This window comes from Streptomyces sp. NPDC044704 (assembly GCF_056433525.1).
Genome location: NZ_JBWKGY010000012.1, coordinates 133,186 through 158,842, shown reverse-complemented (window position 1 = coordinate 158,842; position 25,657 = coordinate 133,186). Strand labels below are relative to the sequence as shown.

The window sequence follows — 25,657 nt, the reverse complement described above, 5'->3', positions numbered from 1 at the left end:
GACCGCGGGGGCCGGAACGAGCCACGCGTGGTCTACACCAATGGGTGGTGTAGACCAGTTGTAACACGGTGAGGGTTAGATAAGGAACCTTCAATTTCTCGTGGTCTACGCCACACGCGCCCCAACTCGGTCCGCTATCCGGAACGGCGGCCTTCCGGACATGGCGAAGGCCCCCGGATCCTGGGATCCGAGGGCCTCGGGGGCGGGGCCGAAGGGCCCGGCGCGGTCCCCCGCGCCTTCATAACGGCTTGGCTACGCCTTGGTGTTCTCCGCCTCCATGACCGCGATCTCCTCGTCCGACTCCCGCCCCGGCGTCGGAATGTCGAACTTCGTGATCGCGAAGCGGAAGACGGCGTAGTACACGACCGCGAAGCACAGACCGATCGGAATGATCATCCACGGCTTCGTGGCCAGCCCCCAGTTGATGACGTAGTCGATCAGACCGGCCGAGAAGCTGAAGCCGTCGTGCACGCCCAGCGCCCACGTCACCGCCATCGACACGCCCGTCAGCACCGCGTGGACCGCGTACAGCGCGGGCGCCACGAAGAGGAAGGAGTACTCCAACGGCTCCGTGATGCCCGTGACGAACGAGGTCAGGCCGACCGACATCATCAGGCCGCCGACCTCCTTGCGCCGCAGCGGCTTCGCGCAGTGAGTGATGGCCAGGGCCGCCGCCGGCAGGGCGAACATCATGATGGGGAAGAACCCGGACAGGAACTGCCCCGCGTTCGGGTCGCCCGCCAGGAACATCGGGATGTCGCCGTGCACCACCTTGCCGTCCGCCCCGGTGAAGCTGCCGAACTGGAACCACACCGGCACGTTCAGGAACTGGTGCAGACCGATCACCAGCAGCGCGCGGTTCGCGACGCCGAAGATGCCCGCGCCCCACGACCCCAGACCGACCAGCCAGTCCGAGAAGCTCTCCAGGGCGTCGCCGATCGGCGGCCAGATCCACAGGCAGAGCACGGCGAACGCGATCGCGACGAAGGTCATGACGATCGGGACCAGCCGGCGCCCGTTGAAGAAGCCCAGCCAGTCCACCAGCTTCACCCGGTGGTAGCGCCGCCAGAACCAGGCGGCGAGCAGGCCCATCACGATGCCGCCGAACACCCCCGGATTCTGGAAGGTGTACTCGGCCAGGGTGTCGTCCGGACCCAGGCAGCCGCCCCCCACGTCCTTCGTCCCCGTGGGGCAGGGCTGGGGGAAGGCGCGCAGGACGCTGCGGTAGACGAGGAAGCCGACCACCGCCGCCAGCGCCGTCGAGCCGTCCGCCTTCTTCGCCATGCCGATCGCGACGCCCACGCAGAACAGGAGCGGCAGCCCGAGGTCGCTGTTGAGCAGGGCGCCGCCCGCGCTCGCCATCACCTTCGCGACGTTCGTCCAGCCCAGGCCCTGCGCGCCGAACAGGTCGGGCTGGCCGAGGCGGTTCAGGATGCCCGCCGCCGGGAGGACGGCGATCGGCAGCTGGAGGCTCCGCCCCATTTTCTGCAAGCCCTGGAACAAACCGTTCCACCACTTCGGCTCCGGCGCCGTTGCGGTACTGCTCGCGCTCATCGCGTCCTCCCTCACCCGGCCCGTTTTTGGCAGTCGCAACACTTGCGGCACACTGGTGTAGACCAGTAGCTGGGGCAGGCTGCTGCTGATGGTCATCATTCGGCAGCTACCGGGCACGCGCCCGCGTAGATAGGCCAACCGTGAGTTACCGTGACAAAGCGGACGACGCTGGTTACGGCCGCCGAGACTCGTTCTTCGAAACACTCAGGGAGACACACATGGCCACCAAGGCTGAGAAGATCGTCGCCGGGCTCGGCGGTATCGACAACATCGAAGAGGTCGAAGGCTGCATCACCCGCCTCCGCACCGAAGTCAAGGACCCGGGCCTCGTCGACGAAGCAGCCCTGAAGGCCGCCGGCGCCCACGGCGTCGTCAAGATGGGCACCGCGATCCAGGTCGTCATCGGCACCGACGCCGACCCCATCGCCGCCGACATCGAAGACATGATGTGAGCTGAACCCACCCGGCCCGCACCACCCCGCACACGACGAGACCCCGTCCCGGACCGACCCGGACGGGGTCCTCTCGTACCCCCGCACCGACTAGGCTCACAGCCATGTCTCGCATCGACGGCCGCACGCCCGAACAGCTCCGCCCGGTCACCATCGAACGCGGATGGAGCAAGCACGCCGAGGGCTCCGTCCTCATCTCCTTCGGTGACACCAAGGTCTTCTGCACCGCCTCCTTCACCGAAGGCGTCCCGCGCTGGCGCAAGGGCAGCGGCGAAGGCTGGGTCACCTCCGAATACTCGATGCTGCCCCGCTCCACCAACACCCGCGGCGACCGCGAATCCGTCCGCGGCAAGATCGGCGGCCGCACCCACGAGATCTCCCGCCTCATCGGCCGCTCGCTGCGCGCCGTCATCGACTACAAGGCCCTCGGCGAGAACACCATCGTCCTGGACTGCGACGTCCTCCAGGCCGACGGCGGCACCCGCACCGCCGCCATCACCGGCGCCTACGTCGCCCTCGCCGACGCCGTCGCCTGGGGCCAGAAGAAGAAGCTCGTCAAGGCCGGCCGCAAGCCCCTCACCGGCACCGTCGCCGCCGTCAGCGTCGGCATCGTCGACGGCGAACCCCTCCTCGACCTCTGCTACGAGGAAGACGTCCGCGCCGAAACCGACATGAACGTCGTCTGCACCGGCGACGGCCGCTTCGTCGAGGTCCAGGGCACCGCCGAAGGCGAACCCTTCGACCGCAAGGAACTCAACGCCCTCCTCGACCTCGCCGCAGGCGGCTGCGCCGACCTCGAAGCCCTCCAGCTCGGCGCCCTCGAACTCCAGGCCCCGTAGCAACCGCGGGACGCGCACACGCGTCTACGCACACACGGGCGCACGGTCTCACCACCGTGCGCCCGTCCACGTATCCCAACAGCGGGGGGACCCCACACCATGAAGCCCAAGCTCCGCATCGCCGCCGTCGCCCTGGCCGCAGCGCTCACCGTCCCGGCCCTCACCTCCTGCGACGCCATCTCCACCGCCATGGACTGCGCCAGCACCGGAGTCGCGATAGCCGACAGCGCCAACGACCTCCAGCAGGCCGTCTCCCAGGCCGGCAACAGCCTCGACGACGCCCAGAAGGCCCTCAACGAGATCGAGGCGAGCCTCAAGAAGATCGGCGACCAGACCGACAACGCCGACCTCGGCAAGGCCGTCGACTCCATGAACACGGCCGTCAAGAACGTCCGCACCTCCATCGAGAGCGGCAACACCGCCCCCGACATCAAGCCCGTCGCCGACGCCGCCGCCGAGATCTCCAAGGTCTGCACCCCCGGCTGAACCACCCCGCGGGCCGGAAATAATGGAGCCATGACCTCCACGCCGCCCCGCCTGATCCTCGCCACCCGCAACCCGGGCAAAGTCACCGAACTGCGCGCCATCCTGTCCGACGCCGGCCTGCCACACGACCTGGTCGGCGCGGACGCGTACCCGGAGATCCCCGACGTCAAGGAAACCGGCGTCACCTTCGCCGAGAACGCCCTCCTCAAGGCCCACGCCCTCGCCCGGGCCACCGGCCTGCCCGCCGTCGCCGACGACTCCGGCCTCTGCGTCGACGTCCTCAACGGCGCCCCCGGCATCTTCTCCGCCCGCTGGGCCGGCGCCCACGGCGACGACGCCGCCAACCTCGCGCTGCTCCTGGCCCAGCTCGGCGACATCGCCGACGAGCACCGCGGCGCCCACTTCTTCTGCGCCGCCGCCCTCGCCCTGCCGGACGGCACCGAACGCGTCGTCGAGGGCCGCCTCCTCGGCACCCTCCGCCACGCCCCCGAAGGCGGCGGCGGCTTCGGCTACGACCCGATCCTCCAGCCCCTGGGCGACACCCGCACCTGCGCCGAACTCGCCCCGGCGGAGAAGAACGCCATCTCCCACCGCGGCCAGGCCTTCCGCGCCCTGGTCCCGGCCATCAGGGAACTCCTGGGCTGACCCCCACCACAACACCGAAGGCCCGACTCACGAGAGCCGGGCCTTCGATGTGCACGTGCGGTTGGGGGGACTCGAACCCCCACGGGTTTTACCCCACTGGGACCTAAACCCAGCGTGACTGCCAATTCCACCACAACCGCGACATTGTGACCAATTCGGACATGCTCCCCGTCCGGGTCGTGGTCAGTCTAAAGGGGTGGTGGTCCGTGGGGCGACAGGGTTGGGCGGAGCGTTCCGGCCAGGTGGCCGTCGGCGGATGGCAGTTGGGGCCGTCGTGGCGAAGCGCCCCCGGTGAACGCAGAAGCCCGCACCGGTTGGGTGCGGGCTGTTCCGGCGAACGGGTGGGTCAGATGCCCAGGTCCTTGATGATCTTCGCTACGTGGCCGGTGGCCTTCACGTTGTAGAAGGCGTGCTCGACCTTGCCCTGCTCGTCGACGACGACCGTGGAGCGGATGACCCCGGTGACCGTCTTGCCGTAGAGCTTCTTCTCGCCGAAGGCGCCGTACGCCGTCAGGGTCTCCTTGTCGGGGTCCCCGACGAGGGTGACCTTCAGGTGCTCCTGCTCGCGGAACTTGGCGAGCTTCTCCGGCTTGTCGGGGGAGACGCCGATGACGTCGTACCCGGCGGTGGCCAGGACGTCCAGGTTGTCCGTGAAGTCGCAGGCCTGCTTGGTGCAGCCCGGCGTCAGGGCCGCCGGGTAGAAGTACACGATCACCTTGCGGCCCTTGTGGTCGGCCAGCGAGACCTCGTTGCCGTCCGCGTCGGGCAGGGTGAAAGCGGGGGCGGTGTCGCCCGGCTGGAGTCGCTCGCTCATCTCAACAGTCTCCTCGGGAGGGGATCGGTACCTCATGAGCCTAAGCTGACGGAGCTGACAGACTGTCCATGACGGATCACGCCCACAGACGACACAACGACGGAGGCAGCGCGGTGCCGGAAGCCAGGACCCCCGCTCAGATCGAGGCGGACATCGTCCGCCGCCGCGAGCAGCTCGCCGAGACGCTCGACGAGATCGGCGTGCGCATGCACCCGAAGACGATCATCGGGGACGCGAAGGCGAGGGTCGCGTCGACCGTCGACCAGACCGCCGGGCGGGCCTTCGTCGCGGTCAACCGGCTGGTCACCGACGTGAAGGACGGGCTGCGCCACGAGGACGGGGCGCCGCGCTTCGAGCGGATCGTGCCCGTGGCGCTGCTGGCCGCCGGCGTGGTCGGGCTGGTCGTGGTGTCGGCGCGCCGCAAGCGGTGAGGACCCACCGGCGTACGGGGCGGACCGGGGCAGGTAGGTTCGGGTCGTGAGCGAGAACACCACCCACGACAAGCTGCCCATCCGCATGCTGCACGACCGCGTGCTCGTGAAGTCCGACCTGCCCGAGGGCGAGCGGCGCTCGGGCGGCGGGATCCTGATCCCGGCGACGGCCGCCGTGGGCAAGCGGCTGGCCTGGGCCGAGGTGGTCGCGGTCGGGCAGAACGTACGGAGCGTGGAGCCGGGGGACCGGGTGCTGTACGACCCGGAGGACCGGGCCGAGGTGGAGGTGCGCGGGGCGACGTACGTCCTGATGCGCGAGCGGGACCTGCACGCGGTGGCCGCGGAGCGGCTGGAGGGGTCGAAGGACTCCACCGGGCTGTACCTGTGATCTGATCCGGCTCTGATCTGATCAGGCTCGGACCGATTCGATCTGAGCGGGATGTGGACCCCTGAGGGCTGGTGGCCGAGGTCACCAGCCCTTCGTGCTGCCCTTTGCTACGGTGGAGGGGAACCCCCGACGAGACGCGCCGTACCGGGTTGCAGGACGCAAAGACGACGCACCCCCGTTCCGTCTCGTCCCGGAGGTGCCTGTCATGGCCTGGGTTCTTCTTCTCGTCGCCGGTCTGCTCGAAGTGGGCTGGTCGATCGGCATGAAATTCACCGAGGGCTTCACCCGGCTGTGGCCGTCCGTGTTCACGGGTGCCGGGATCGTCGCGAGCATGGTGCTGTTGTCGTACGCCGCCAAGACGCTGCCCATCGGTACGGCGTACGGGGTGTGGGTGGGCATCGGTGCGGCCGGGGCCGCGGTGCTGGGGATGGCGGTGCTGGGGGAGCCCGTCACCGCCGCCCGGATCTTCTTCATCTGTCTGCTGCTGGTCGCGGTCGTGGGGCTGAAGGCGACCTCCGGTCACTGAGCGGGTGCGGGCCTACTCCAGGTAGTCGGCCGGGGGCCGGCGGCGGAGGCCGGTGCCGCCCTGGGTCTGGCCCCCGTCGCTCCGGCCGCCGGTGCTCTGGCCTCCGTCCGTCTGGCCGCCCTGGTCCTGGCCGCCCTGTGTCTGTCCGCCCTGGGTCTGGCCGCCGTCCGTCCGGCCGCCGGTGGTCTGGCCTCCGTTGGTCTGGCCGCCCTGGGTCTGGCCGCCCTGGTCCTGGCCCCCGTTGGTCTGGCCGCCTTGGGTCTGGCCGTCGGTGGTCTGGCCTCCGTCCGTCCGGCCGTCCGGGGTGCGGCCTCCGTCCGTCTGGCCGCCGTCGGTGCGGCCGCCGTCCGGCGGGCCGTCCGTCGGCGGGGCGGGCGTGTCCGGGGAGAAGCTGCCGGGGGGCGGCTGGGGGGTGTCGGGCTGCTGGGGCGGGGCGGCGCCCCGCTGGAGGTCGAGGTCGAAGTCCACGGGGTCGGAGGCCTCCAGGGCCGTCTTCGTGTAGGCGGCCCAGATCCGGGCCGGGTAGCCGCCGCCTCCGATGCGCCGCTCGCCGAGGGCTCCGTACAGGGACTGGAGGGTGCCGGTGTCGGGGTCCTGGCCCATCATCGAGACGACCGTGACCAGGTCCGGGGTGTACGCGGCGAACCAGGCCGAGCGGTCCAGTTCGGCGGTGCCGGTCTTGCCGGCGGCCGGGTGGCCGGCGGCGAGGGCGGCCGTTCCGGTGCCGTTGTCGACGACGCTGATCAGCATGGAGGTGGTCGTGTCGGCGGCTTCGCGGCTGATGGCCTGGTGCGGGGTGCGGTCGGGGAGGTGGATGTCGTCCCCGTCCTTGGTGATCTTCTCCACGAGGGTGTACGGAACGCGCCGGCCGTGGTCGGCGAGGGTCGCGTAGGCCTGGGTCATGTCCAGGACGCTGGCCTGCATGGTGCCGAGCGCGATGGCCGGGCCGGGGTCGAAGTTCGGGGTGTTCTCGGGGATGCCGAGGGCGATGGCCGTCTCCTTCACCGCGGCCCCGCCGACGTCGACGGCCATCTGCGCGTAGACGGTGTTGACGGAGAGGTCGGTGGCGGTGTTGACGGTGATGTTCCCGTAGGAGATCTGGCCCTCGTTCTCGGGGTCGAAGCGGATCCGGCCGCCGACGACGGGGCGCTTGTTGTCGCCGTTGTAGACGGTGTTGGGGGTGATGCGGCGGCCGTCCTGGGTGCGGGAGCCGTTCTCGACCGCGGCGGCGAAGACGAACGGCTTGAAGGTGGAGGCCACCTGGTAGTCGTGCCGGGTCGCGTTGTTCACGTACTGCTTGGTGTAGTCGATGCCGCCGTACAGGGCGACGACGTTGCCGGTGGCCGGGTCGATGGAGGCCCCGCCCGCCCGCACGAGACGGTCCGCGGGGCGCGCTGCCGGGTCGAGGTGGTCGGTCATCTCGGTCCGGACGGCGTCGGCGAAGGCGTTCTGGCGGCGTTTGTCGATGGTGGTGGTGATGCGGTAGCCGCCCTCGGCGAGGGTCTTGTCGTCGAGGACCTTGTGTTCGGTGATGTAGTCCTTGACGGCCTCGACGAGGTAGCCGCGCTGGCCCGAGAGTCCGGACGCGGGGCGGATCCTGCCCGGTTCGGGGAAAGTCGCGGCCGTGCGTTCGGCCGGGGTCATCCACTTCTTCTTGACCATGCCGTCGAGTACGTAGTTCCAGCGGGCCACGGCGCGGTCGCGGCTGCGCGGGTGGGCGATGACGTCGAAGGCGCTGGGGGAGTTGAGGAGGGTGGCCAGGTAGGCGCCTTCGGCGGTGGTGAGTTTGCCGACGTCCTTGCCGTAGTAGGCCTGCGAGGCTGCCTGGATGCCGTAGGCGTTGCGGCCGAAGTAGCTGGTGTTGAGGTAGCCCTCGAGGATGTAGTCCTTCGACTTCTCGCGGCCGAGTTTGATCGCGATGAAGAATTCCTTGACCTTGCGGTTCACCGTCTGTTCCTGGCCCAGGTAGTAGTTCTTGACGTACTGCTGGGTGATGGTCGAGCCGGACTGCTTGCCCTTGCCGGTGACGGTGTTCCAGGCGGCGCGGACCATGGCCTTGGGGTCGACGGCGCGTTCGGAGTGGAAGTCCCGGTCCTCCGCGGCCAGTACGGCTTCCTGGACGGTGGGCGGGACCTGGGAGAGCGGCACGTTGACGCGGTTGACCTCGCCGTCGCGGGCGAGCTGGGAGCCGTCGGAGTAGAGGTAGACGTTGGACTGGGCGGTGGCGGCCGCGTTGGCCGGCGGGATGTCGACCAGCAGGTATCCGGCGACGAGGGCGCCGCCCAGCAGCAGGGCGAGCAGCAGGAGTCCGCCGAGCAGCATGCGCCAGCCGGGGAGGGCGCGGCGCCAACCGGTGCGCCGTCGCCTGCCTTTGGCGGGTGCCGGCGGGCGGTTCTTTTCACCCTTGCGGGGGCCGCGTTCGAGTACGGGCTCCGCGGGTGTGCCGGGGGTGTCCGGGTCGCGAGGCGTCCAGCCCGGTGGTGGTGACTGGTCGCTCATTTCCCGGACTCCTCGTGGCCGTGCGAAATATCCACATCTGTACCTCATGGTGTCTACCCGATGGCCGGTGGTTCCGCTCCGGACGGGCATAAATCGGTCGCGTGGCTCGCCCCTCCGCACTAAGCTCGCGCGCTTTGGCCGACGTAGGAACGACGTGGAAAACGGAGGGGATACGGTGCGTCAGAGAGCGCTGCTCTACGGAGCCGTCTGGGCGGGCGGCTTCCGGCGCTACGCGGCCTACGGGACGGCGACGGCCGCGGGGGTGTTCACCAACACCGTGTTCGGTTTCATCGTCGCGTACACGTACATCGCGCTGTGGGACGAGCGGCCGGGTCTCGGCGGCTACGACCAGGCGCAGGCCCTCACCTTCGTGTGGGTGAGCCAGTCGCTGCTCGCGGCCGGGGCGATGATCGGGGGCGGTTTCCAGGAGGAGTTCCAGGAGCGGGTGCGGACGGGGGACATCGCCGTCGACCTGTACCGGCCGGCGGACCTCCAGTTGTGGTGGCTCGCCTCGGACATGGGGAGGGCGGCCTTCCATCTGCTGGGGCGCGGGGTGGTGCCGCTGCTCGCGGGGGCGCTGGCGTTCCCGCTGGCGCTGCCCGGTGATCCGGCGCGGTGGCTGTTGTTCCTGGTGTCGGTCGCGCTCGGGCTGACCGTGAGCTTCGCGGTGCGGTACCTGCTGGGGCTGGCCGCGTTCTGGCTGATGGACGGGGCGGGGATCAACCTGATGGCCACGGTCGTGACGATCTTCTTCTCGGGGATGGTGCTGCCGCTGACGGTGTTCCCGGGCGGTTTCGGCGAGGTGGTGCGGGTGCTGCCGTGGGCGGCGATGCTCCAGGTGCCGCTGGACGTCCTGCTCGGCACGCACGAGGGGGCCGGGGGAGCGGTGCGGGCGCTGGGGTTCCAGGCGGGATGGGCGCTGGTGCTGCTGGGGGCGGGGCGGCTGGCGCAGTCGGCGGCGACGCGGAAGGTGGTGGTCCAGGGTGGCTGAGGTGACGGGTGCCGCTGTCGGTACCGGTGTGGCGGAGGCGTACGAGCCGCCGGGGCGGCCGGGCGTACCGGTGGCGCGCGGGCGGGCGTGGGAGGGGCTGCGCGGCTACGGGCTGATCGTGGCGATGTGGATCCGGTCGACGATGACGTACCGGACGTCGTTCTTCCTCTCGACCTTCGGGAACGCGGCGATCACCCTGCTGGACTTCGTGACGATCTACTTGATGTTCACGCACGTGGAGGTGCTGGGCGGGTTCACGCTCCCCGAGATCGCGCTGCTCTACGGGTCCTGTTCGGCCTCGCTGGGGCTGGCTGACCTGTTCCTCGGCAACACCGACCGGATCGGGGCCCGGATCCGCGACGGCTCCCTCGACACGATGCTGGTGCGGCCGGTCCCGGTGCTCGCGCAGGTCGCGGCGGACCGGTTCGCGCTGCGCCGCCTCGGCCGGGTCGCGCAGGGCCTGGCGGTGCTGGTCTGGGCGGTTTCGGCGCTGGAGGTGGAGTGGACGGTCGGGAAGGTGCTGCTGGTGCCCGTGATGATCCTGGCCGGGGCGGGGATCTTCGGGGCCGTGATGGTGGCCGGGGCGGCCTTCCAGTTCGTCGCCGGGGACGCGGCGGAGGTGCAGAACTCCTTCACGTACGGGGGCTGCACGATGCTCCAGTACCCGCCGACGGTGTTCGCGAAGGACCTGCTGCGCGGGGTGACCTTCATCGTGCCGCTGGCCTTCGTCAACTGGCTGCCCGCGCTGTACGTGCTGGGGCGGCCCGATCCGCTCGGGCTGCCGCAGTGGGCGGCGTTCGTGAGCCCGCTGGTGGCTCTCGTGGTGTTCCTGCCCGCGTCGCTGGCGTGGCGCGCGGGTGTCCGTTCGTATCGCAGTACGGGGAGTTGAGGGTTGATGGCAGAGGCTCTGATCTCGTTGGAGGGCGTCGAGAAGGTCTTCGACGTACGCCGCCGGGTGAACTGGATCCGCAGGGAGAAGCGGCAGGTCCGGGCCGTGGACGGGATCGGCTTCGAGGTCGCGCGGGGCGAGATGGTCGGCTACATCGGGCCGAACGGCGCCGGGAAGTCGACCACGATCAAGATGCTGACCGGGATCCTCACCCCGAGCGGGGGCCGGCTGCGGGTCGCCGGCATCGACCCGGCGCGGGAGCGGATGCGTCTCGCGCACCGGATCGGGGTGGTGTTCGGGCAGCGCACGACGCTGTGGTGGGACCTTCCGCTGAAGGACTCGTACGGGCTGATGCGGCGCATGTACCGGATCCCTTCGGCGCGCTACGCGGAGAACCTGGAGCGGTGCGTGGAGCGCCTGGACCTGGCCGAGCTGCTCGACGTGCCGGTGCGGCAGCTGTCGCTGGGGCAGCGGATGCGCGGGGACATCGCGGCGGCGCTGCTGCACGATCCGGAGGTGCTCTACCTGGACGAGCCGACGATCGGGCTCGACGTGGTGAGCAAGGCGAAGGTACGGGGCTTCCTGCGGCAGCTGAACGAGGAGCTGGGGACCACGGTGCTGCTGACGACCCACGACCTCCAGGACATCGAGCAGCTGTGCGAGCGGGTGATGGTGATCGACCACGGGCGGCTGATGTACGACGGACCGCTGGGCGGGCTGCACGAGGTGGGCCCGGAGGGGGCGGGCGAGCGGACGCTGGTGGTGGACCTGGAGGCGGAGTTCGCGCCGATCGAGGTGGCGGGGGCGCGGGTGGTGAAGGTGGAGGGGCCCCGGCAGTGGCTGGCGTTCCCGGCACGGGCGTCGGCGGCGCCGCTGGTGGCGGAGGTGGCGGCGCGGTACCCGCTGCTGGACCTGTCGGTGCGGGAGCCGGACATCGAGGACGTGATCGCGCGGATGTACGCGGGGCGGGGGTGAGGCGGGGGTGAGGCGGGGCCGCGCGGCGTCGGCGGACCCGTGGCGTCAGGTGGGCTCGTGGGGCCGGAGGCGGGGCGCGGGGTGCGGCGGCGTCGGGGATAGATCAGGGTCGATCCCGGGGAGCGGCTGGGGGACGGGCCATTCAACTCGCCCGTATCTCTGCATAGGGTGGTCCGCATGAGTGACGAGCGGCCCGAGAAGCCGTTGCCGGAGAAGGCGCCGCTGCCGGAGCTGAGGGCGTCCGATGCCGACCGGGACCGGGTGGTGGAGCGCCTGCGGGACGCCGTCGCCGAGGGCCGGCTCGACATGGAGGAGTTCGAGGAGCGGCTGGAGGCGGTCTACGCGTCCCGGACGTACGCCGAGCTGGCCCCGCTGACCCGCGACCTGCCGGACGTGCCCGGGGAGGCCCCCGTGGGGGTACCGCCCGCGTCGCTGCCGGCTCAGGGCGGGGCGGCACGGCAGTCCTGGCAGTCCCGCATCGGCGGCGCGGGCACCTCCGCGACGGCCGTCGCCGTCATGTCGGGGTTCCAGCGCAAGGGCCACTGGACGGTGCCCGCCCGCTTCAACGCGGTGGCGATCTGGGGCGGCGGCGAGATCGACCTGCGCGAGGCGAACTTCGCGCAGCGCGAGGTGGTGATCACCTGCGTGGCCGTGATGGGCGGCATCCAGATCACGGTGCCGCCGGGTGTGGAGGTCGACGTACGGGGCATCGGGATCATGGGCGCCTTCGACCAGCGGGCCGCCCAGGCCCCGGCGGACCCGGGGGCTCCGCGCGTCGTGGTGAACGGCCTCGCCTTCTGGGGCGGGGTGGAGATCAAGGTCAAGGAGCCCAAGGGCCGGAAGCCGCCGAAGGGCGGCCCGGACCGGCTGGACGGCGGGACGCCCCGCAAGCAGCTGTAGGGGTCGCCCCACGGGGTGCCGGACAGGTGCCGGACGCCCCGCACGGCGCGCCGGGAACTCCCCGGGCCGCCCGGGAGTCGGATGCTATGCAGACAAAACCGGCCACCGGGGGAAGGCAGGAGCCCGTGGAAGACGTGGACAGCCGCACGAGGGCGCGGACCGCGCCACCCCCGCCGCCCCGGGGCGCGTTCGTGTTCAACGCGGCGGACGAGGAACGGCGGCGCGGCGTCCGCCGGATGAAGACCACCGCGACGGGCCTGCTGATCCTGGTCGCGCTGGTCTACGTACTGGCCAAGTACGCCCAGCACGCCTGGGGCGCGGGCGGCTGGGCCGGGTACGTGGCGGCGGCGGCCGAGGCAGGCATGGTCGGCGCGCTCGCGGACTGGTTCGCGGTCACGGCGCTGTTCCGGCGGCCGCTCGGGCTGCCGATCCCGCACACCGCGATCATCCCGACGAAGAAGGACCAGCTGGGCGTCTCCCTGGGGGAGTTCGTCGGCGAGAACTTCCTCTCCTCCGACGTCGTACGCGCCCGGCTGCACGCCCTCGGCATCGGCGGCCGCCTGGGCGCCTGGCTGGCGGAGCCCGCGCACGCCGACCGGGTCACGGCCGAGCTGGCGACGGCGCTGCGCGGGGCGCTGACCGTCCTGCGGGACTCGGACGTGCAGGCCGTCGTGGGCGAGGCGATCACGCGGCGGGCCGAGAGCGCCGAGATCGCGCCGGGCATCGGCAAGACCCTGGAGCGGGTCGTCGCGGACGGCGGGCACCGGCGGGCCGTCGACCTCGTCTGCACGAAGGCGCACGACTGGCTCGTGACGCACGGGGACTCGGTGATGGACGCCGTCCAGGGCGGGGCACCGGGCTGGACCCCGCGCTTCGTCGACCGCAAGATCGGCGACCGCGTGTACAAGGAGCTGCTCCGCTTCGTGACGGAGATGCGGGACATGCCGGAGCATCCGGCGCGGGGGGCGGTGGACCGCTTCCTGAGGGACTTCGCGGCCGACCTCCAGTCGGACACCGAGACGCGGGCGCGGGTCGAGCGGCTGAAGTCGGAGATCCTGGCGCGGGGCGAGGTACAGGACGTGATCGCCTCCGCGTGGACCGCGATCCGCTCGATGATCATCTCGGCGGCGGAGGACGAGCAGAGCGAACTGCGGCTGCGGGTACGGGCCTCGCTGATCGCGCTGGGCGCGCGGCTGGCGACGGACGGCCGGCTCCAGGCGAAGGTGGAGGGCTGGATCGAGGGCGCGGTGGTGTACGTCGTCACCACCTACCGCACCGAGATCACCTCCCTGATCACGGACACGGTGGCGAGCTGGGACGCGGAGCACACCTCGCGCAAGATCGAGGCCCACATCGGGCGCGACCTCCAGTTCATCCGCATCAACGGCACGGTGGTCGGCGCACTGGCGGGCCTGCTGATCTACTCGGTCTCCCGGGCGTTCGGGGCGTAGGGGGCGGGGCGGGCTCGGCCCGGTCTGGCGCTCGCGCTGTACGGCCCGGCGGGGGCCGGTACCGGTCTGCGGGGCGCGGCGGTGATCGGTGCTGGGCCGACGCGTGTGCGGGCCGGTGCCGGGCGGACGCGGTCGGACCCTGGCGGGGGCCGTCAGGCCTCCCCTCCCCGGCCCGGCCCGGGGGAGGCGGGCGGTCGGGCCCGGCGCTCGCGCTCGGGGCGGGGAGGCCCTCGCGGTGGGCGGCTCGGCGGTACCGGTCCTGTGGTGCGCGGCGGCGGGCCGACGCGGGTGGGGGCCGGTGCCGGGCGGGCGGTCGGACCCTGGCCGGGGCCGTCAGGCCTCCCCGGCCTGGCCCGGGCCGGGCCGGCGGGCGGTCGGACCCTGGGCCCCAGCGGGCGGTCGGCACGGGTGCGGGGCGGCTGCGGGGCGGCGGGCCCCGCAGAATCCACGGCGCAGGTAGCGCGCCGGGGGCGGGGCGGCCCCGCATCCAGGGGCCGGGTACGCGCCGGGGCGGGATCCCTCCTCGTAACCGCCCGGCCAGGGCATGGGCAGGGTCAGGCGCGGTCCGCCACCGCCCAGGTCGTCGCCGCCACGACGCCGGCGGCTCCGATGACGGCCGGCCAGGCCCCGACCTTCTTGGCCAGCGGGTGCGCTCCCGCGAAGCCGGCGACGTACAGCGCCCCGAGCCCGGCGGCGACCGGGGTGCCGGCGCGCCGGTGCCACTCCCGCCCGGCCACGACCCCGGCGGCGCCGAGGACGACCCCGCCCAGGGGCCGCTTCTTGGTCCAGCGGGCGACGGCGTAGCCGCCTACCAGGCCTGCGGCCGCCACCACGGAACTCGGTACCCGCGCCATGTAGAACTCCCTCGGTCTTCTTGGCTGACGTTGATGCTGATGACGTGCCGACAGTCCGACGCACACGCCCCGTCCCCGAGGCTAACGCGGCCGCCTGGCCACCCGGCGGGCGCCCACCGCGCCGAGCACGAGCACGGCCCCGCCGATGACGCCGTGCGGCACCGCGTCCTGTACGGCACGCGGCAACACCGCGACGACCCCGAGGACGAGCAGGAAGGCGAGTGCGTACCGGCGCGCGATGCGCAGCAGTCTGTCCACGGGCTGCTCAACGCCGTGGCCGGGCGTGCGACACGGACGGCGCGGAGGCGATTTGTCGCACACTCTCCGTTTCTGCGGACGGCCCGGGCAGGGAACCCCGAAGGCGTAGATTCGGTCTTCCAGGGGGAAACCCGCTCAACCCACCACCAGGAGTCGACGCCTTGATCTCTTACGGACGAGCCGTCCTCGACCTCGCGGACGAGCTGGTCGACGCCTACGCGGACGTGTTCTCCGGACCGCCGTGGAACGAAGGCGAAGAAACCATTCGCCAGTTTTCGGCCCGGCTCCAGACGGACGTCCGGCGCACGGGATTCCGCACGGCCTTCGTCCAGTCCGCGACCGGCATCGACGGCTTCGCCACCGGCTGGCTGACCCCGGCCCCCTTCCCGAAGAACCGCGCCTACCCGCAGGTCGCCGCCCAGCTCGGCGCGGCCCGCGTACGGGAACTGCTCGTCGGGGCCCTGGAGATCGACGAGCTGGCCGTACGAGGCTACGCGCGCGGCCACGGCACCGGCCGGGCCCTGCTCACCGAGATCACCGCCGACGCCCCCGAGGGCCGGGCGTGGCTGCTGACCTCACGCCTGGCGACGGACACGGTGGCCACCTACCGCCGCCTGGGCTGGCGCGAGGTCCCCGCCCTCCCCGGCACCGAAACGGGCGTAGTCGTCTTCCTGTCCCCCACCCACCCAACCCCCTGACACCCCCACCTCCCCGGCCCCCAGCTCAACCCACCCGCCCGGAGTGCCCGCCCCGCGACGACGCCGTGCGCCCCGCCCGCGCTCCCGCCCGGCCCGCCCCGCCCGGGCCGGCCCCCCGCTGCGGTCCCGTTCGCCCGCCGGAGGGGGTCCGCCCTCCCCGTGTCACGAACCTCCGTACGCGGGGTAGCCCGCCCACGGCGCCGGGCATATCCGGGCCATGATCACCACACCGCAGCCGAAGCCCAAGTCCTCCCTCGTGAAGCCGGCCCGACGGCAGCTCGGCCTCGCCACCCGGCACCAGCTCACCGCGACCGCCGGGATCCCCGCCGGCACGATCACCTCCCGCACCCGCCCCGGCGGCCCCTGGCAGCGCCTGCTGCCCCGGGTCTACCTCCTGCAGACCGGCCCCCCTGACCCCCGCCAGCGCGCGCTCGCCGCCGTCCTGTACGCCGCCGAACCCACCGCCGACCCGCTCTCCGGCGAGACGGCCGTCCTCACCGGCGGCGCCGCCCTCGCCCTCCTCGGCATCCGCGACACCCCGCACACCCCGGCCGAGGTCCTGATCCGAGCCACGCGCCGGCTCGCCCCCGCCCCCGGGGTCCGCCCCCGCACCACGAACCGCTGGCCCCGCACCATGACCGTGTCCGGCGTCCCCGCGGCCCACCCCGTACGCGCCGCCGCCGACTTGGCGGCCCGCACGGAACCCGGAGCACCCCCTGACCGGATCCGCTCCGTGCTGGCCCAGGTGGTCCAGGCGGGCTGGTGCCACCCGCACGACCTCCACGCCGAACTCCGCACCTCCCGCCTCCTCACCCGCCCCGCTGTCCGCGCGGCCGCCGCCGAACTCCTGGCCGGGGTCCGCTCGATCGCCGAGGCCCGGGCCCGCGACACCCTCGAGGCCACCGACCTGCCGACCCCGCTCTGGAACGCCCGCCTCTACACCCCGGACGGCGCCTTCCTGGCCAGCCCGGACGCCTACTGGCCCGACGAGGGCGTGGCCCTGGAGGTCGACTCTGCCGAGTACCACTACACCCGCGACGCCTGGCAGGCCACCCTCCGCCGGCGCCTGCGCCTGGAGTCCCACGGCATCCTGGTGGTCAGCGCGACCCCCTCAATGCTCCGCGACACCCCGGCCGAAGTCCTCGCCGCCCTCCGCACCCTCCTCACCCTCATGACCCCCCGCCCCACCCCACCCACAGCCCAAGCCCGCGGCCACCAACAGCTCCCGCTCCCGCTCGGCTACTGAGCGGATGCCGCCAATAGGTATCCGACGTCCTCGTGCCGGCCAGCGTGGTGGAAGGCGGCGGTGATGTTCAGTACCGCCTGTTTGTCGGCTCGCTGGGAGGCGCCGGTGAGAACGGCGTCGGCGGCTTCGTGGAGCCCCGTGCTCCGGCAGGACGATACGGCCTCCAAGAGCTGAAGGGGCGTCAAGGTCGTACCGGCCCGCCACAGCAGGATGGCCGCGTCGCGGTGTCTGTCCTCCGACAGATAGCGCGCAACGGTCTCCAGTTCAGTCCAAGCGGCCCCGTCCGTGTATTGCGCGGGGTGCCGGTCCCCCTCGTGCTGGGGGACCGGCACCCCAGCCGCGGGCGCCGCCCGTGCGGATCGGGACGCCAGCTTCTGCTTCCGCTGCGCGCGTCGTTCGTGCTTGATCCGGTAAGCGGTGCGATAGGCCGGCGTCTTCCGCTCCACCGGAGGGGAGTCCAGGGTTCCCGGTACCCGCTCCGAACTGGCCGCTGTACAGCACAGGCAGTGCCGGGCGGAGGCACGGTGCCGCAGCTCCGTCAGCTCAGCAAGGGTGAACGGGAGGGTGGCGTCGATCGAGGCTGCCGCTGCCCGTGCGGCCTCGTAGAAGCTCTTCATCAGGGGCTCTGTGGGAACCCGTGCACCGTTCAGGTGGGTTGACAGGGTGCCCGGGGAGATTCCCGCATCCTCCGCGATGCCTCGCTGGGAGCGCTCCGTCGCCTCCTGTACGGCTGTAAGAGCCGCCGCCAGGGCGCGCTGGTCCGGGGACCGGCGGTCGGGCATCGTCAATTCCTGGGGCAAGGCAGCTCCGTTCTCAGTGAAGATCCAACCCTCCGAAGTTTCACCTGAGTTCGGTACGAGCGGAACGCCCGGAGGGTTTTCACCTGGCTGGGAATTCGGACACAGGCTGGAAAGCGCGCGGACGATGAGCAAAGGTTGGGGCGTTGGCCGAAGTTCCCGGCGGGGGGTATCCACGGGTTTCGGCCAGCCGTTTTCCGGCTGATTCGATAGAGGGGAACTGCGCGCATGACTTTGCCGTCGTGGACTGATGAGAAGCTGGGAGCCAAGCGGCGTGCGGCGCTGTGGCTGCTGACCGAGGTCGGAGAGGGCGGCGTCTTCACGAAGGAGGACGTGCGTACGGCGTTCCCGGGGCTGAGCCAGATCGACCGCCGGGTTCGTGAACTCAGGAGCCACGGCTGGCGTATCGACACGAACCGTGAGGACACCAGTCTGGGCCAGCATGAACAGCGCTTCGTGTCGGCGGGTGAGCCGGTCTGGGAGCAGGGCAAGGGGACCCTGCCGTCGACGGGATACACGGACACCCAGCGCCGCGAACTGCTGGCGAAGGACGGGCACTACTGCCGCTCGTGCGGCATCGTCCCCGGCGCCGTGTACGCCGGCACCTACGAATCCGCGCAGCTCGACATCGCCCGCCGCCCCGTGAGCCAGCCGGACGGGACGAGCAAGGTGGAGCCCGTGGTCGAGTGCAACCGGTGCCGGGTCGGAGGCAAGAAGCTGACGGCGGACCTGAACGGCGTCCTCGCCGGCGTGACGAAGCTCGGGGCGATGGAGCTGAAGATGCTGGGAGGCTGGATGGACCTGGGCGAACGGGACTTCGCCCTGGTCGAGCGGCTCTGGGCCGACATCCAGACGCTGCCGGCCGAGTCCCGCGAGAAGGTCAGGCAGGCCTTGGGCCAGGCGTAGGTCCGACAATACGAATGGCGGGGGCCGTGACAGGGCGGCCCCCGCTCAGCACCCCCGATGTTGCCCTTTGGAGGAGAACCAACTGTGAGCATGGACTTCGGCCGGCCGCCGCGCGCCACCGAGAACCGGGAACTGGTCGAGCAGCGGCTCAAGGAAGCCGGTTCGGGGGACGGGCTGCAGGAAACGCTGATCGTCGAGTGGCGGGCCAACCCGATCGTCGTCCAGGTCATCGACATGCCGATCGATCAGGTCTACTTCAACCCGTCGACGCACCGGATCCGCGCCCAGCGCAGCTACGAGCCGGCGCGTGACCGCCTCCTTTCGGAGGACGCCTGGAGCCCAGAGAGCCAGGACTACCTCCGCCACCTCCTCCAGGCCCTGCCGTCGAACCCCGCCAAGCGGGACGGCGACTTCGACGAACTCAAGGAGAGCCTCAAGGAATACCGGCAGAACGAACCGGGCCTCATCACCCGCGACGGAATCCTCGTCAACGGGAACACGAGAGTCGCGGCGCTCCGCGAACTCGGTGCGAGAAGCGTCCGGGTGGGTGTCCTCCCCGAGACCTGCACGTGGGCCGACATCAATGCCGTAGAGCTGTCGCTGCAGCTCCGTCACGACACCCGGCGCCCGTACTCGTACATCAACCGGCTGCTGACCATCGACGAGCAGGTGACCAGCGGCCGGCCGATCGGCGATGTCGCGAGGGACTTCCGTATCCGGCCGGCAACCGCCGAGCAGGATCTGTGGGTGCTTTCCTGCCTGCGGGACCTGGTGTCCCGCTCGGAGACGGGGGTCGCCCAGCTCAAGCTGATGGACTTCGAGGACGCTCAGGAGAAGCTGCGTGAGCTTCACCGGGCCTTCGCCAAGGCTGTCAAGCAGAACCCCGGCCAGGCCGACCTGCTCAAGGAGAACAAGCTGGCGCTGATCGTGCTGGAATTCTCCAAGACGGACGTGCGTCTTGCCGACGTCGACTTCCGGACCCGCTACCTCCAGCGCTTCCTGCCGGACGGCCTCAAGGAGGCGCCCGTGAAGGCCGCGGGTGTGATTCCGGGGCTGGGCCGCCCCGCGTGGGGCGACAGCCCGCAAGTAGCTGCGGCGAAGGCGCTGACCGACGTGCTGCTCCAGGCGAAGGCTGTGGGCCGTGCGACCGGGACCGTGCCTGACGCGAAGCTCCAGGAAGCTGCCGAAGTATGGCAGCAGGCCAGGGAAGCGGTGGAGGAAGCCCTGGTGCCGGCGGGCAAGGACGCCCGGGTGCGCAAGCGCAAGCAGGCGGCTCCGGACCGTCTCTATGACGCGGTCCAGGACATCGAGCAGTGTGTGACCGACATGTCGCTGGCCCGGGCATCGCGCAACCTGGACGAGGAGATCCTGGACGAGGCGGTGCTGGCGCTGAAGGCGAGCCTGTCGAAGCTCGCCCGGGAAGCTGGCCGGAGCATCGGAGAACCGGGCGACGGCGTGGCGTGGCTGCTCGAGGCGATGCTCCAGGAGGAGGCGTGAGCGACCACTCGGGTCCGTCGCTGAGGCTGGCGTTCGACGTGTCCCGTACGAAGGCCACCCTCCAGGCAGGTGAGCCCTACCGGGCAGACCTGGCCCAGCTGGCGTCCAGCTTCCCGCTGGGCGGTCAGCGGGGCCCCCTCACGCTCGAAGTGCCGCTCGACGATTTCCTCTCCCGGCTGAACGTTCTTTCGGAGTGGGCACATCCCGAGTCCGTCGAGTGGGACGAGGAACTCGCCGCGTTGGTCGGAGACGTCCTCGACGACGCGGAAACGGCGGCTGGCCACCTCGACGAGGGTCCGCAGGCCCCTGGACCCGTGGCCGAAGCCGATGTGATGACCGCCCTGGGGCCGGGCTGGCGTGCTGACCTGACCGACTTCCAGCGCAGGGACGTCGCCCGGCTGCTTTCCATGAGGCACGGAGCCAACTTCAGCGTGCCCGGTGCGGGGAAGACCCGGGTCGCTCTCGCCGTCTACGCGGCGATGAAGGAGCGGGGCGACGTGCGGCGCCTCCTCGTCGTGAGTCCCAAATCGGCGTACGAATCATGGGATTTCGAGAGCCGTGTGTGCTTCGACGCCGTCCCGGTGACCCGGGTGATGGGCAAGGTGCCCGACCCCCATACCGAGATCCTGATCGTCAACTATGAACGGCTCGACCGGGCGCTGTCCGGGCTCGCCGCATGGCTGCGCGCGGCCCCCTCCATGGTGATCCTGGACGAGGCGCACAGGATGAAGCTCGGCGCGGAGGGAACCTACGGCAGCGCGTGCATGGCGCTGGGGCCACTGAGCCGGCGCCGTCTGATCCTCACCGGGACGCCCGCGCCGAACGGGGCCCGCGACCTGGAGAACCTCCTGTCGTTCGTATGGCCGGGACACGGCCGCAGGGTCGTCACGAACGCAGTCGCGGGCGGTGACCTCGCCTACGCGAGCTCTGTACTGCGCCCGCTCTTCACGCGTACGACCAAGAAGGAGCTGGGGCTTCCGCCATTCCAGCCCGTGATCCTTCCGGTGCCCCTGGAGGGCTTGCACCGGGAGATCTACGATGCGCTGGTAGGCCGCTACACGGCGCGCGCCGAGCTGGCGCGCGATGACTTCGACTCGCTGGGGAAGGCGATGCTGCGGCTGCTGATGGCCGCTACCAGCCCGGCCCTGCTGGTGGAGGGCAGTACCCGGCACGAGCCGGTCAGTTTTCAGGTGCCTCCTCTGGACATTCCGGATGGCGAATCCCTCTACACCCTGCTCCAGAATCTTTCCCAGCACGAGCTGCCGCCGAAATACCGGGCGGTGAGGGACATCGTTTCCAGGAATGCGGCCGTTGGGCGGAAGACCCTCGTGTGGTCGACCTTCGTCCGCAGCATCACCACTCTGCACGGGCTGCTGGGCGAATTCGGTCCTGCCGCCGTTCACGGCGGCACCCCTGACCGGGAGGAGCAGCTGCGCCGGTTCCGGGAGGATCCGGACTGCCACGTCCTGATCTCCAATCCGGCGACCCTGGGAGAGGGGATCAGCCTTCACCACGAGTGTCACGACGCGGTCTACGTCGACCGTGACTTCATGGCGGGACGCTTCCTGCAGAGCCTCGACCGCATCCACCGGCTCGGGCTGGCGCCAGGGACTGAGACCCGGGTCACGGTGCTCGCGGCGACGGAGACGATCGACGAGATCGTGGCCATGAGACTCGCGGAGAAGCTCGAGTTCATGGGCGCCATCCTCGATGATCCCTCCGTGCGCGCACTGGGTGACCTGCAGGAGGAACGGCCGGTGGTGGGCGGTATGGACGAGGCTGACATCCGGGCCGTGCTGGACCACGTGGGCGTGGCTGTCGTCCGGTAGGGACGGGGCGGCGCACGAGTCCCGGGGCACGTGGACGGCCGAGGTGCCTCGGGCGGCATGTGATGTCGGTGGCAGATGCGACACTGGCCTGTCTGCATCTGCCACACCAGGAGGACTCGATGGGTGCCAGCGATCGCACGCTGACCTCGATTGAGATTTGCGCCGGAGCGGGGGGACAAGCCATCGGTCTCCACCAGGCCGGCTTCCGTCACCTCGCCCTCGTCGAGATCGACCAGCATGCCGTGGCGACCCTGCGGCGCAACATCGCCCATCGGGACGGCTGGCAATTCGAACGCGACTACTGCGACATCATCAACAAGGATGTGAACCTCTTCGAGCCGCGGGCCGAGCTCGTGAAGCCGCTCAAGCATCTTGGCCGGCAGTTGCAGCAGGGTGAGCTCGATTTGCTCGCGGGGGGTGTTCCGTGTCCTCCGTTTTCGCATGCCGGAAAGCAGCTCGGCAAGGAAGACGAGCGTGATCTTTTCCCCAGGATGCTCGACCTCGTGGATGACCTGCTGCCTAAAGCCGTCATGATCGAGAATGTTCGCGGCATTAAGGACGAGAAGTTCTCAGAATATCGCGAATGGGTCATCGCCCGCCTGCAGGGCGGCAAGGCGACTGACCCGATCACTGGTGAACGCAAGGAATACGACGGCGCCGGCCATGCTGAGGATCTCAGCTATGAGGTCTGCGAGTGGGAAATCCTGGAGGCCAGCGATTTCGGCGTGCCGCAGCTGCGCCCCCGCGCGATTCTTGTCGCCATTCAGAAGAAGTACCTGGCACGGCGGCAGTTTCAGTGGCCCACCCCCGGCGTGGAATTCCTGAGCGTGCGTGACGCCCTTGAGGAGACGATGGCTGAACGGTACGAACCGTTCATCCAGCAGGGCGGGGTCGCCGGCACCCAGGCTCAGAAGGCACTTGACGACTGGCGCGACGCCAGTGGCGGAATCGCACCCACCCTGGTGGGAGGCTCCAAGAAGCACGGCGGAGCCGACCTCGGGCCGAGCCGGGCCAAGGCCGCCTGGAGGAACCTCGGAGTGGACGCCCTGGGTGTAGCCAATGCGCCGAAGGACGTGGAGAAGAAGAAGAGCTGGGAACGCGACCTCTTCCGCCCTGACGGTCCGATGCTGACCGTTACTCAGGCGGCGATCATCCAGGGGTTCCCGCGGGAGTGGGACTTCGAAGGGGACGCGTCCGAAGGGAAGCTGCCCGGCAAGACCGCGCAGTACCGCCAGGTAGGGAACGCCTTCCCGCCCCCGGTGGCGAAGGCGGTCGGAAAGGCCATCGCCGAGGTTCTGCTGGCTGTTGCCCCTGAGGGGCCGGAAGGGCGGAAGGCGGGACGTTAGACGCCGGAGGCGGCGGACAGGCTCCGCCGCTCCTGGACGGTGGCGGCGATCGTCGCGGCGCAGACGTCTGACCGCTCGTGCTCCCAGAACCGGAGCACGAGCCACCCGGCCTCTTCCAGCTGCCGGTCCGTATCGCGGTCCCGGGCCATGTTGCGGGCCACCTTCTCAGACCAGTAGCCCGGGTTGGTCTTCGGCGAGACGTAGTGTTCAGGGCAGCCGTGCCAGTAGCAGCCGTCGACGAACACGGCCACCTTCACCGGCCGGAACACCAGGTCTGCCGTGCGCCGCAGGCCGGGCAGCGGCCGGGCGGCGATCCGGTAGCGCAGCCCCTTCGCGTGCACGAGGCGGCGGATCACCAGCTCGGGCTTGGTGTCACGGCTGCGGATCGCCTGCATGTTGCGCCGCCGCGCCGCTGAGGAGGCCCAGGAACCCTCGGGCGGCTGCCAGGCGCTGTCGTCAGGCATGCTCCGGGCCTCCTTCCATCCGCAGGGCGACCCAGTCCTCCGGCCCCAACGTGATCTTGTGGGTGGCCGCGAGGTCCCGCTGGTCGGGAAACTTCCCGCAGAGCAGAGTGAGGCCGTCACGGGCGAGACGAGCCCGGATGTTGCGTGCCCGCCTCAGGGGGTCGTGGTTGCCCGCCCCGACCGTTGTGATCACGCTCCGCGGAACGACGAGCCCTTCCAGATAATTGAACATCATCGTGAAGCGCTGTTCCTGTCCCGGCCGTTTGGCGAGGACCTTGCCAGCCTGTTCCGGGGTGAGCAGCGTCAGCGGGTTGACCGGCAGCGGGGTCCAGTCGTAGAGCGGCACGCTCCAGTGCTCGCGGGCGTGTGCGGCGAGTCCCCGCTTGCCGTCCCGGTTTCCGGTGCCCCGGTAGAGCCAGGAACGGTGCGCACGCACGAGCCATGACCGGTGTCGGCCACGGCCGAGTCCTATCTGTGTGCAGATGCAGAGCTGGCACTGTGCCTCAGCAGGGATCGTCCAGTTCGCGCCGACGGTCGCCTTGATGTCCACGGGTATGCCAGCCAGCACGGTGTCCAGCGGCGGCACCTTGGGCAGGCAGAAGGCGCGGAGTACCTCGTACTCCAGTTTGGCTCCCACGGAGGCCTTCTCGCCCGGATGCACATCGGGGGACAGCAGGTTGTAACGGCCCGTCCTGGCCCCGTCGAGTACGTAGTCGACCGAATTCGCGATGGCGCGGGTGTAGAGACCCGCGATGTCGTCATAAGAGCGCAGTTCAGCGAGGACGGCCTGGAGCTCGGTGTCTTCGCCGGGGGCCTGCAGAACGTGCTCGCCTCCCTCGGCGTTCGAGCAGATGTCCCCCGGTTCCTGCAGGATCAGACGCCCCCTGCTCATCCGTGGACCGCTCCGGGCGTCTCGTGGCACTCCGCGTAGGGCTTGCCTGAGGTGCACCAGCAGGGGGTGGTGGGGGGCGGGGGCCAGGGGGTGGCTTTGCCGCGGGCCGCGAGGGTGGTGGCGTACTCGGCCAGGAGGGACGGGGAGGCCGGGGAGGTCTTCTCCGAGGCGGCGAAGGCCTCGTACGAGGGGACGCTGCCGGTGACGATGCCGAGGTTCGTGGTGCCCGAGGCGGCGAGGGCGCGGAGCGAGGCCTCGACGCGGGTCAGGTGGGTCTCGTGCGAGGGGTACTCCGCCGCGAGGGTCGGGTACGAGGTGAGGAGCTCGGAGAGTTCGCGCTGGGGCCAGTGCAGGATCGCCACCGGGAAGGGCCGCGAGAGGGCGGCGCGGCGGTCACCGAGTTCGGCGCGCAGGCGGGCGATCTCGGCGCGGAGTTCGGCCGGGTCGTCGGAGCCGAGCGCCCAGATGCGCTTCGGGTCGTGGAGCTCGTCGAGGGGGATCGGGCCGACGTGACGGGTGTCGGCGACCATGTCCCAGTCGTCGTGCGGGAGTCCGAGGAGGCGGCGGACCCGGTGGCGGCCCGTGAGGAGCGCGGTGGTGGCCGGGGTGAGGGGGGTGTCCTCCGAGGTCAGCAGGGTCGCGGCCTCGGTGAAGCAGTCGTGCGAGGCCTCCAGCTCGTCGTGGGCTTCGAGGGCTTCCGCGATGACCTCCCAGGGGGCCGGGTCCGCGGGGGCGGCGGCCCGGATGCCGGAGATCAGGGCGCGGGCCTCGGCCTCGTGGCCGTACTCCCACAGGTTCGCGGCCTGCAGGGCCTTGATCAGGTGCGGGTCGGCCGGTGAACCGGAGAGGAGCTGGTCGTACAGGGTGCTCGCCCGGTCCCGTTCGTCTCCCAGTTCGAGGTGGGCCGCGGCCTGGAGGAGCAGGGGCTCCTGGTCCTCGGGGTAGCGGGTCGCCGTGCGGATGAGGCGCTCGGCTTCGGCGATGTGCTCTGCAGGCGTGTCGGGGCGCATGGTTCACACCGTACTGCCGC

27 protein-coding genes, 1 tRNA gene and 1 riboswitch are annotated in these 25,657 nt (G+C 70.8%); of the genes, 18 read left to right on the top strand and 10 right to left on the bottom strand.

What is annotated here, in order from left to right:
- Positions 1 to 252: 252 nt before the first annotated feature.
- A complete protein-coding gene (locus AC07B0_RS26980) occupies positions 253 to 1,554 on the bottom strand; it encodes a PTS transporter subunit EIIC (protein WP_356875330.1) in 1,302 nt (433 codons plus the stop codon).
- A gap of 140 nt (positions 1,555 to 1,694) precedes the next feature.
- Here AC07B0_RS26980 and AC07B0_RS26975 point away from each other — a divergent pair, with 140 nt between their 5' ends.
- From AC07B0_RS26975 to rdgB, 4 genes are all read left to right on the top strand, one after another.
- A complete protein-coding gene (locus tag AC07B0_RS26975; RefSeq protein WP_356875332.1) occupies positions 1,695 to 2,006 on the top strand; it encodes a PTS sugar transporter subunit IIB in 312 nt (103 codons plus the stop codon).
- Between the two features lie 104 nt (positions 2,007 to 2,110).
- A complete protein-coding gene (gene rph, locus AC07B0_RS26970) occupies positions 2,111 to 2,845 on the top strand; it encodes a ribonuclease PH (protein ID WP_356875334.1) in 735 nt (244 codons plus the stop codon).
- Between the two features lie 99 nt (positions 2,846 to 2,944).
- Positions 2,945 to 3,331: a hypothetical protein gene (locus tag AC07B0_RS26965; protein WP_356875336.1), complete on the top strand. Its 387-nt coding sequence runs from the start codon at positions 2,945 to 2,947 to the stop codon at positions 3,329 to 3,331.
- Positions 3,332 to 3,361: 30 nt separating this feature from the next.
- Entirely contained in the window at positions 3,362 to 3,976 is a 615-nt protein-coding gene (rdgB, locus tag AC07B0_RS26960) for an RdgB/HAM1 family non-canonical purine NTP pyrophosphatase (RefSeq protein ID WP_356875338.1), read from the top strand.
- Positions 3,977 to 4,032: 56 nt separating this feature from the next.
- On the opposite strand, the gene AC07B0_RS26955 is transcribed toward rdgB, so the two are convergent.
- Positions 4,033 to 4,116 (bottom strand) — tRNA-Leu (locus tag AC07B0_RS26955).
- A 206-nt stretch (positions 4,117 to 4,322) separates the two neighbouring features.
- A complete protein-coding gene (gene bcp, locus AC07B0_RS26950) occupies positions 4,323 to 4,790 on the bottom strand; it encodes a thioredoxin-dependent thiol peroxidase (RefSeq protein ID WP_469381246.1) in 468 nt (155 codons plus the stop codon).
- Between the two features lie 113 nt (positions 4,791 to 4,903).
- Between bcp and AC07B0_RS26945 the strand changes: the two genes are divergently transcribed.
- From AC07B0_RS26945 to AC07B0_RS26935, 3 genes are all read left to right on the top strand, one after another.
- Positions 4,904 to 5,221 carry a DUF3618 domain-containing protein gene (locus tag AC07B0_RS26945; RefSeq protein ID WP_356875454.1) on the top strand — a complete coding sequence of 106 codons (318 nt, stop codon included), beginning with the start codon at positions 4,904 to 4,906 and terminating at the stop codon, positions 5,219 to 5,221.
- Positions 5,222 to 5,267: 46 nt separating this feature from the next.
- A complete protein-coding gene (locus tag AC07B0_RS26940; RefSeq protein ID WP_030239046.1) occupies positions 5,268 to 5,609 on the top strand; it encodes a GroES family chaperonin in 342 nt (113 codons plus the stop codon).
- A 95-nt stretch (positions 5,610 to 5,704) separates the two neighbouring features.
- Positions 5,705 to 5,783, top strand: a riboswitch (guanidine-III (ykkC-III) riboswitch).
- A gap of 31 nt (positions 5,784 to 5,814) precedes the next feature.
- Positions 5,815 to 6,135, top strand: coding sequence for a DMT family transporter (locus tag AC07B0_RS26935; protein WP_030158619.1), 321 nt, complete (start codon positions 5,815 to 5,817; stop codon positions 6,133 to 6,135).
- Between the two features lie 12 nt (positions 6,136 to 6,147).
- Here AC07B0_RS26935 and AC07B0_RS26930 read toward each other — a convergent pair whose 3' ends face one another.
- The gene (locus tag AC07B0_RS26930) at positions 6,148 to 8,634 is read right to left on the bottom strand and encodes a transglycosylase domain-containing protein (protein ID WP_478899083.1); all 2,487 of its coding nucleotides are present in this window, start codon (positions 8,632 to 8,634) and stop codon (positions 6,148 to 6,150) included.
- Between the two features lie 175 nt (positions 8,635 to 8,809).
- Between AC07B0_RS26930 and AC07B0_RS26925 the strand changes: the two genes are divergently transcribed.
- The 5 genes from AC07B0_RS26925 to AC07B0_RS26905 all read left to right on the top strand — a co-directional run bounded on the left by AC07B0_RS26925 (position 8,810) and on the right by AC07B0_RS26905 (position 13,840).
- A complete protein-coding gene (locus AC07B0_RS26925; RefSeq protein ID WP_356875342.1) occupies positions 8,810 to 9,625 on the top strand; it encodes an ABC transporter permease in 816 nt (271 codons plus the stop codon).
- On the top strand, positions 9,618 to 10,514 hold the full coding sequence (locus tag AC07B0_RS26920; RefSeq protein ID WP_478899082.1) for an ABC transporter permease: 897 nt from the start codon (positions 9,618 to 9,620) through the stop codon (positions 10,512 to 10,514). The genes AC07B0_RS26925 and AC07B0_RS26920 overlap by 8 nt, the downstream gene beginning before the upstream one ends.
- A 6-nt stretch (positions 10,515 to 10,520) precedes the next feature.
- Positions 10,521 to 11,489: an ABC transporter ATP-binding protein gene (locus tag AC07B0_RS26915; protein WP_356875344.1), complete on the top strand. Its 969-nt coding sequence runs from the start codon at positions 10,521 to 10,523 to the stop codon at positions 11,487 to 11,489.
- A gap of 177 nt (positions 11,490 to 11,666) precedes the next feature.
- A complete protein-coding gene (locus tag AC07B0_RS26910) occupies positions 11,667 to 12,389 on the top strand; it encodes a DUF1707 SHOCT-like domain-containing protein (protein WP_478899081.1) in 723 nt (240 codons plus the stop codon).
- Between the two features lie 86 nt (positions 12,390 to 12,475).
- The gene (locus tag AC07B0_RS26905; protein WP_469381235.1) at positions 12,476 to 13,840 is read left to right on the top strand and encodes a DUF445 domain-containing protein; all 1,365 of its coding nucleotides are present in this window, start codon (positions 12,476 to 12,478) and stop codon (positions 13,838 to 13,840) included.
- Positions 13,841 to 14,394: 554 nt separating this feature from the next.
- Here AC07B0_RS26905 and AC07B0_RS26900 read toward each other — a convergent pair.
- The gene (locus AC07B0_RS26900) at positions 14,395 to 14,694 is read right to left on the bottom strand and encodes a hypothetical protein (protein ID WP_467294119.1); all 300 of its coding nucleotides are present in this window, start codon (positions 14,692 to 14,694) and stop codon (positions 14,395 to 14,397) included.
- Positions 14,695 to 14,775: 81 nt separating this feature from the next.
- Positions 14,776 to 14,952, bottom strand: a complete 177-nt coding sequence (locus AC07B0_RS26895) for a hypothetical protein (protein ID WP_356875352.1) — start codon at positions 14,950 to 14,952, stop codon at positions 14,776 to 14,778.
- Between the two features lie 161 nt (positions 14,953 to 15,113).
- On the opposite strand from AC07B0_RS26895, the gene AC07B0_RS26890 reads away from it, so the two are divergent.
- Together AC07B0_RS26890 and AC07B0_RS26885 are read left to right on the top strand one after the other, a co-directional pair.
- A complete protein-coding gene (locus tag AC07B0_RS26890; RefSeq protein ID WP_356875354.1) occupies positions 15,114 to 15,650 on the top strand; it encodes an N-acetyltransferase in 537 nt (178 codons plus the stop codon).
- 217 nt (positions 15,651 to 15,867) lie between these two features.
- Entirely contained in the window at positions 15,868 to 16,896 is a 1,029-nt protein-coding gene (locus AC07B0_RS26885; protein ID WP_469381232.1) for a hypothetical protein, read from the top strand.
- Here the strand turns inward: AC07B0_RS26885 and AC07B0_RS26880 are convergent.
- Positions 16,890 to 17,513 carry a hypothetical protein gene (locus AC07B0_RS26880; protein WP_356875358.1) on the bottom strand — a complete coding sequence of 208 codons (624 nt, stop codon included), beginning with the start codon at positions 17,511 to 17,513 and terminating at the stop codon, positions 16,890 to 16,892. The genes AC07B0_RS26885 and AC07B0_RS26880 overlap by 7 nt on opposite strands.
- A gap of 408 nt (positions 17,514 to 17,921) precedes the next feature.
- On the opposite strand from AC07B0_RS26880, the gene AC07B0_RS26875 reads away from it, so the two are divergent.
- From AC07B0_RS26875 to AC07B0_RS26860, 4 genes are all read left to right on the top strand, one after another.
- Positions 17,922 to 18,599 carry a hypothetical protein gene (locus tag AC07B0_RS26875; RefSeq protein WP_356875360.1) on the top strand — a complete coding sequence of 226 codons (678 nt, stop codon included), beginning with the start codon at positions 17,922 to 17,924 and terminating at the stop codon, positions 18,597 to 18,599.
- A 90-nt stretch (positions 18,600 to 18,689) separates the two neighbouring features.
- Positions 18,690 to 20,096 (top strand): ParB N-terminal domain-containing protein, encoded by a 1,407-nt coding sequence (locus tag AC07B0_RS26870; protein ID WP_469381338.1) that lies wholly within the window; start codon positions 18,690 to 18,692, stop codon positions 20,094 to 20,096.
- The gene (locus tag AC07B0_RS26865; RefSeq protein ID WP_478899080.1) at positions 20,093 to 21,925 is read left to right on the top strand and encodes a DEAD/DEAH box helicase; all 1,833 of its coding nucleotides are present in this window, start codon (positions 20,093 to 20,095) and stop codon (positions 21,923 to 21,925) included. The genes AC07B0_RS26870 and AC07B0_RS26865 overlap by 4 nt, the downstream gene beginning before the upstream one ends.
- 119 nt (positions 21,926 to 22,044) lie before the next feature.
- Complete coding sequence (locus AC07B0_RS26860) at positions 22,045 to 23,271, top strand: DNA cytosine methyltransferase (RefSeq protein WP_356875366.1); 1,227 nt, start codon at positions 22,045 to 22,047, stop codon at positions 23,269 to 23,271.
- Here the strand turns inward: AC07B0_RS26860 and AC07B0_RS26855 are convergent.
- Genes AC07B0_RS26855 through AC07B0_RS26845 form a run of 3 tightly spaced genes read right to left on the bottom strand, consistent with a single transcriptional unit; the run spans position 23,268 to position 25,637 of the window.
- A complete protein-coding gene (locus AC07B0_RS26855) occupies positions 23,268 to 23,735 on the bottom strand; it encodes a very short patch repair endonuclease (protein ID WP_356875368.1) in 468 nt (155 codons plus the stop codon). The genes AC07B0_RS26860 and AC07B0_RS26855 overlap by 4 nt on opposite strands.
- A complete protein-coding gene (locus tag AC07B0_RS26850; RefSeq protein WP_478899079.1) occupies positions 23,728 to 24,627 on the bottom strand; it encodes a NaeI family type II restriction endonuclease in 900 nt (299 codons plus the stop codon). The genes AC07B0_RS26855 and AC07B0_RS26850 overlap by 8 nt, the downstream gene beginning before the upstream one ends.
- Positions 24,624 to 25,637 (bottom strand): SEC-C metal-binding domain-containing protein, encoded by a 1,014-nt coding sequence (locus AC07B0_RS26845; RefSeq protein ID WP_356875372.1) that lies wholly within the window; start codon positions 25,635 to 25,637, stop codon positions 24,624 to 24,626. Before AC07B0_RS26845 ends, AC07B0_RS26850 begins: the two co-directional genes overlap by 4 nt.
- Between the last annotated feature and the right edge of the window lie 20 nt (positions 25,638 to 25,657).

Coding starts and splice junctions, on each gene's coding strand:
- AC07B0_RS26855 (WP_356875368.1), bottom strand. CDS start 23,735: ATGCCTGACGACAGCGCCTGGCAGCCGCCCGAGGGTTCCTGGGCCTCC.
- AC07B0_RS26885 (WP_469381232.1), top strand. CDS start 15,868: ATGATCACCACACCGCAGCCGAAGCCCAAGTCCTCCCTCGTGAAGCCG.
- AC07B0_RS26860 (WP_356875366.1), top strand. CDS start 22,045: ATGGGTGCCAGCGATCGCACGCTGACCTCGATTGAGATTTGCGCCGGA.
- AC07B0_RS26905 (WP_469381235.1), top strand. CDS start 12,476: ATGCAGACAAAACCGGCCACCGGGGGAAGGCAGGAGCCCGTGGAAGAC.
- AC07B0_RS26910 (WP_478899081.1), top strand. CDS start 11,667: ATGAGTGACGAGCGGCCCGAGAAGCCGTTGCCGGAGAAGGCGCCGCTG.
- AC07B0_RS26850 (WP_478899079.1), bottom strand. CDS start 24,627: ATGAGCAGGGGGCGTCTGATCCTGCAGGAACCGGGGGACATCTGCTCG.
- AC07B0_RS26875 (WP_356875360.1), top strand. CDS start 17,922: ATGACTTTGCCGTCGTGGACTGATGAGAAGCTGGGAGCCAAGCGGCGT.
- AC07B0_RS26965 (WP_356875336.1), top strand. CDS start 2,945: ATGAAGCCCAAGCTCCGCATCGCCGCCGTCGCCCTGGCCGCAGCGCTC.
- AC07B0_RS26915 (WP_356875344.1), top strand. CDS start 10,521: ATGGCAGAGGCTCTGATCTCGTTGGAGGGCGTCGAGAAGGTCTTCGAC.
- AC07B0_RS26935 (WP_030158619.1), top strand. CDS start 5,815: ATGGCCTGGGTTCTTCTTCTCGTCGCCGGTCTGCTCGAAGTGGGCTGG.
- rdgB (WP_356875338.1), top strand. CDS start 3,362: ATGACCTCCACGCCGCCCCGCCTGATCCTCGCCACCCGCAACCCGGGC.
- bcp (WP_469381246.1), bottom strand. CDS start 4,790: ATGAGCGAGCGACTCCAGCCGGGCGACACCGCCCCCGCTTTCACCCTG.
- AC07B0_RS26900 (WP_467294119.1), bottom strand. CDS start 14,694: ATGGCGCGGGTACCGAGTTCCGTGGTGGCGGCCGCAGGCCTGGTAGGC.
- AC07B0_RS26980 (WP_356875330.1), bottom strand. CDS start 1,554: ATGAGCGCGAGCAGTACCGCAACGGCGCCGGAGCCGAAGTGGTGGAAC.
- AC07B0_RS26870 (WP_469381338.1), top strand. CDS start 18,690: ATGGACTTCGGCCGGCCGCCGCGCGCCACCGAGAACCGGGAACTGGTC.
- AC07B0_RS26845 (WP_356875372.1), bottom strand. CDS start 25,637: ATGCGCCCCGACACGCCTGCAGAGCACATCGCCGAAGCCGAGCGCCTC.
- AC07B0_RS26930 (WP_478899083.1), bottom strand. CDS start 8,634: ATGAGCGACCAGTCACCACCACCGGGCTGGACGCCTCGCGACCCGGAC.
- rph (WP_356875334.1), top strand. CDS start 2,111: ATGTCTCGCATCGACGGCCGCACGCCCGAACAGCTCCGCCCGGTCACC.
- AC07B0_RS26880 (WP_356875358.1), bottom strand. CDS start 17,513: ATGAAGAGCTTCTACGAGGCCGCACGGGCAGCGGCAGCCTCGATCGAC.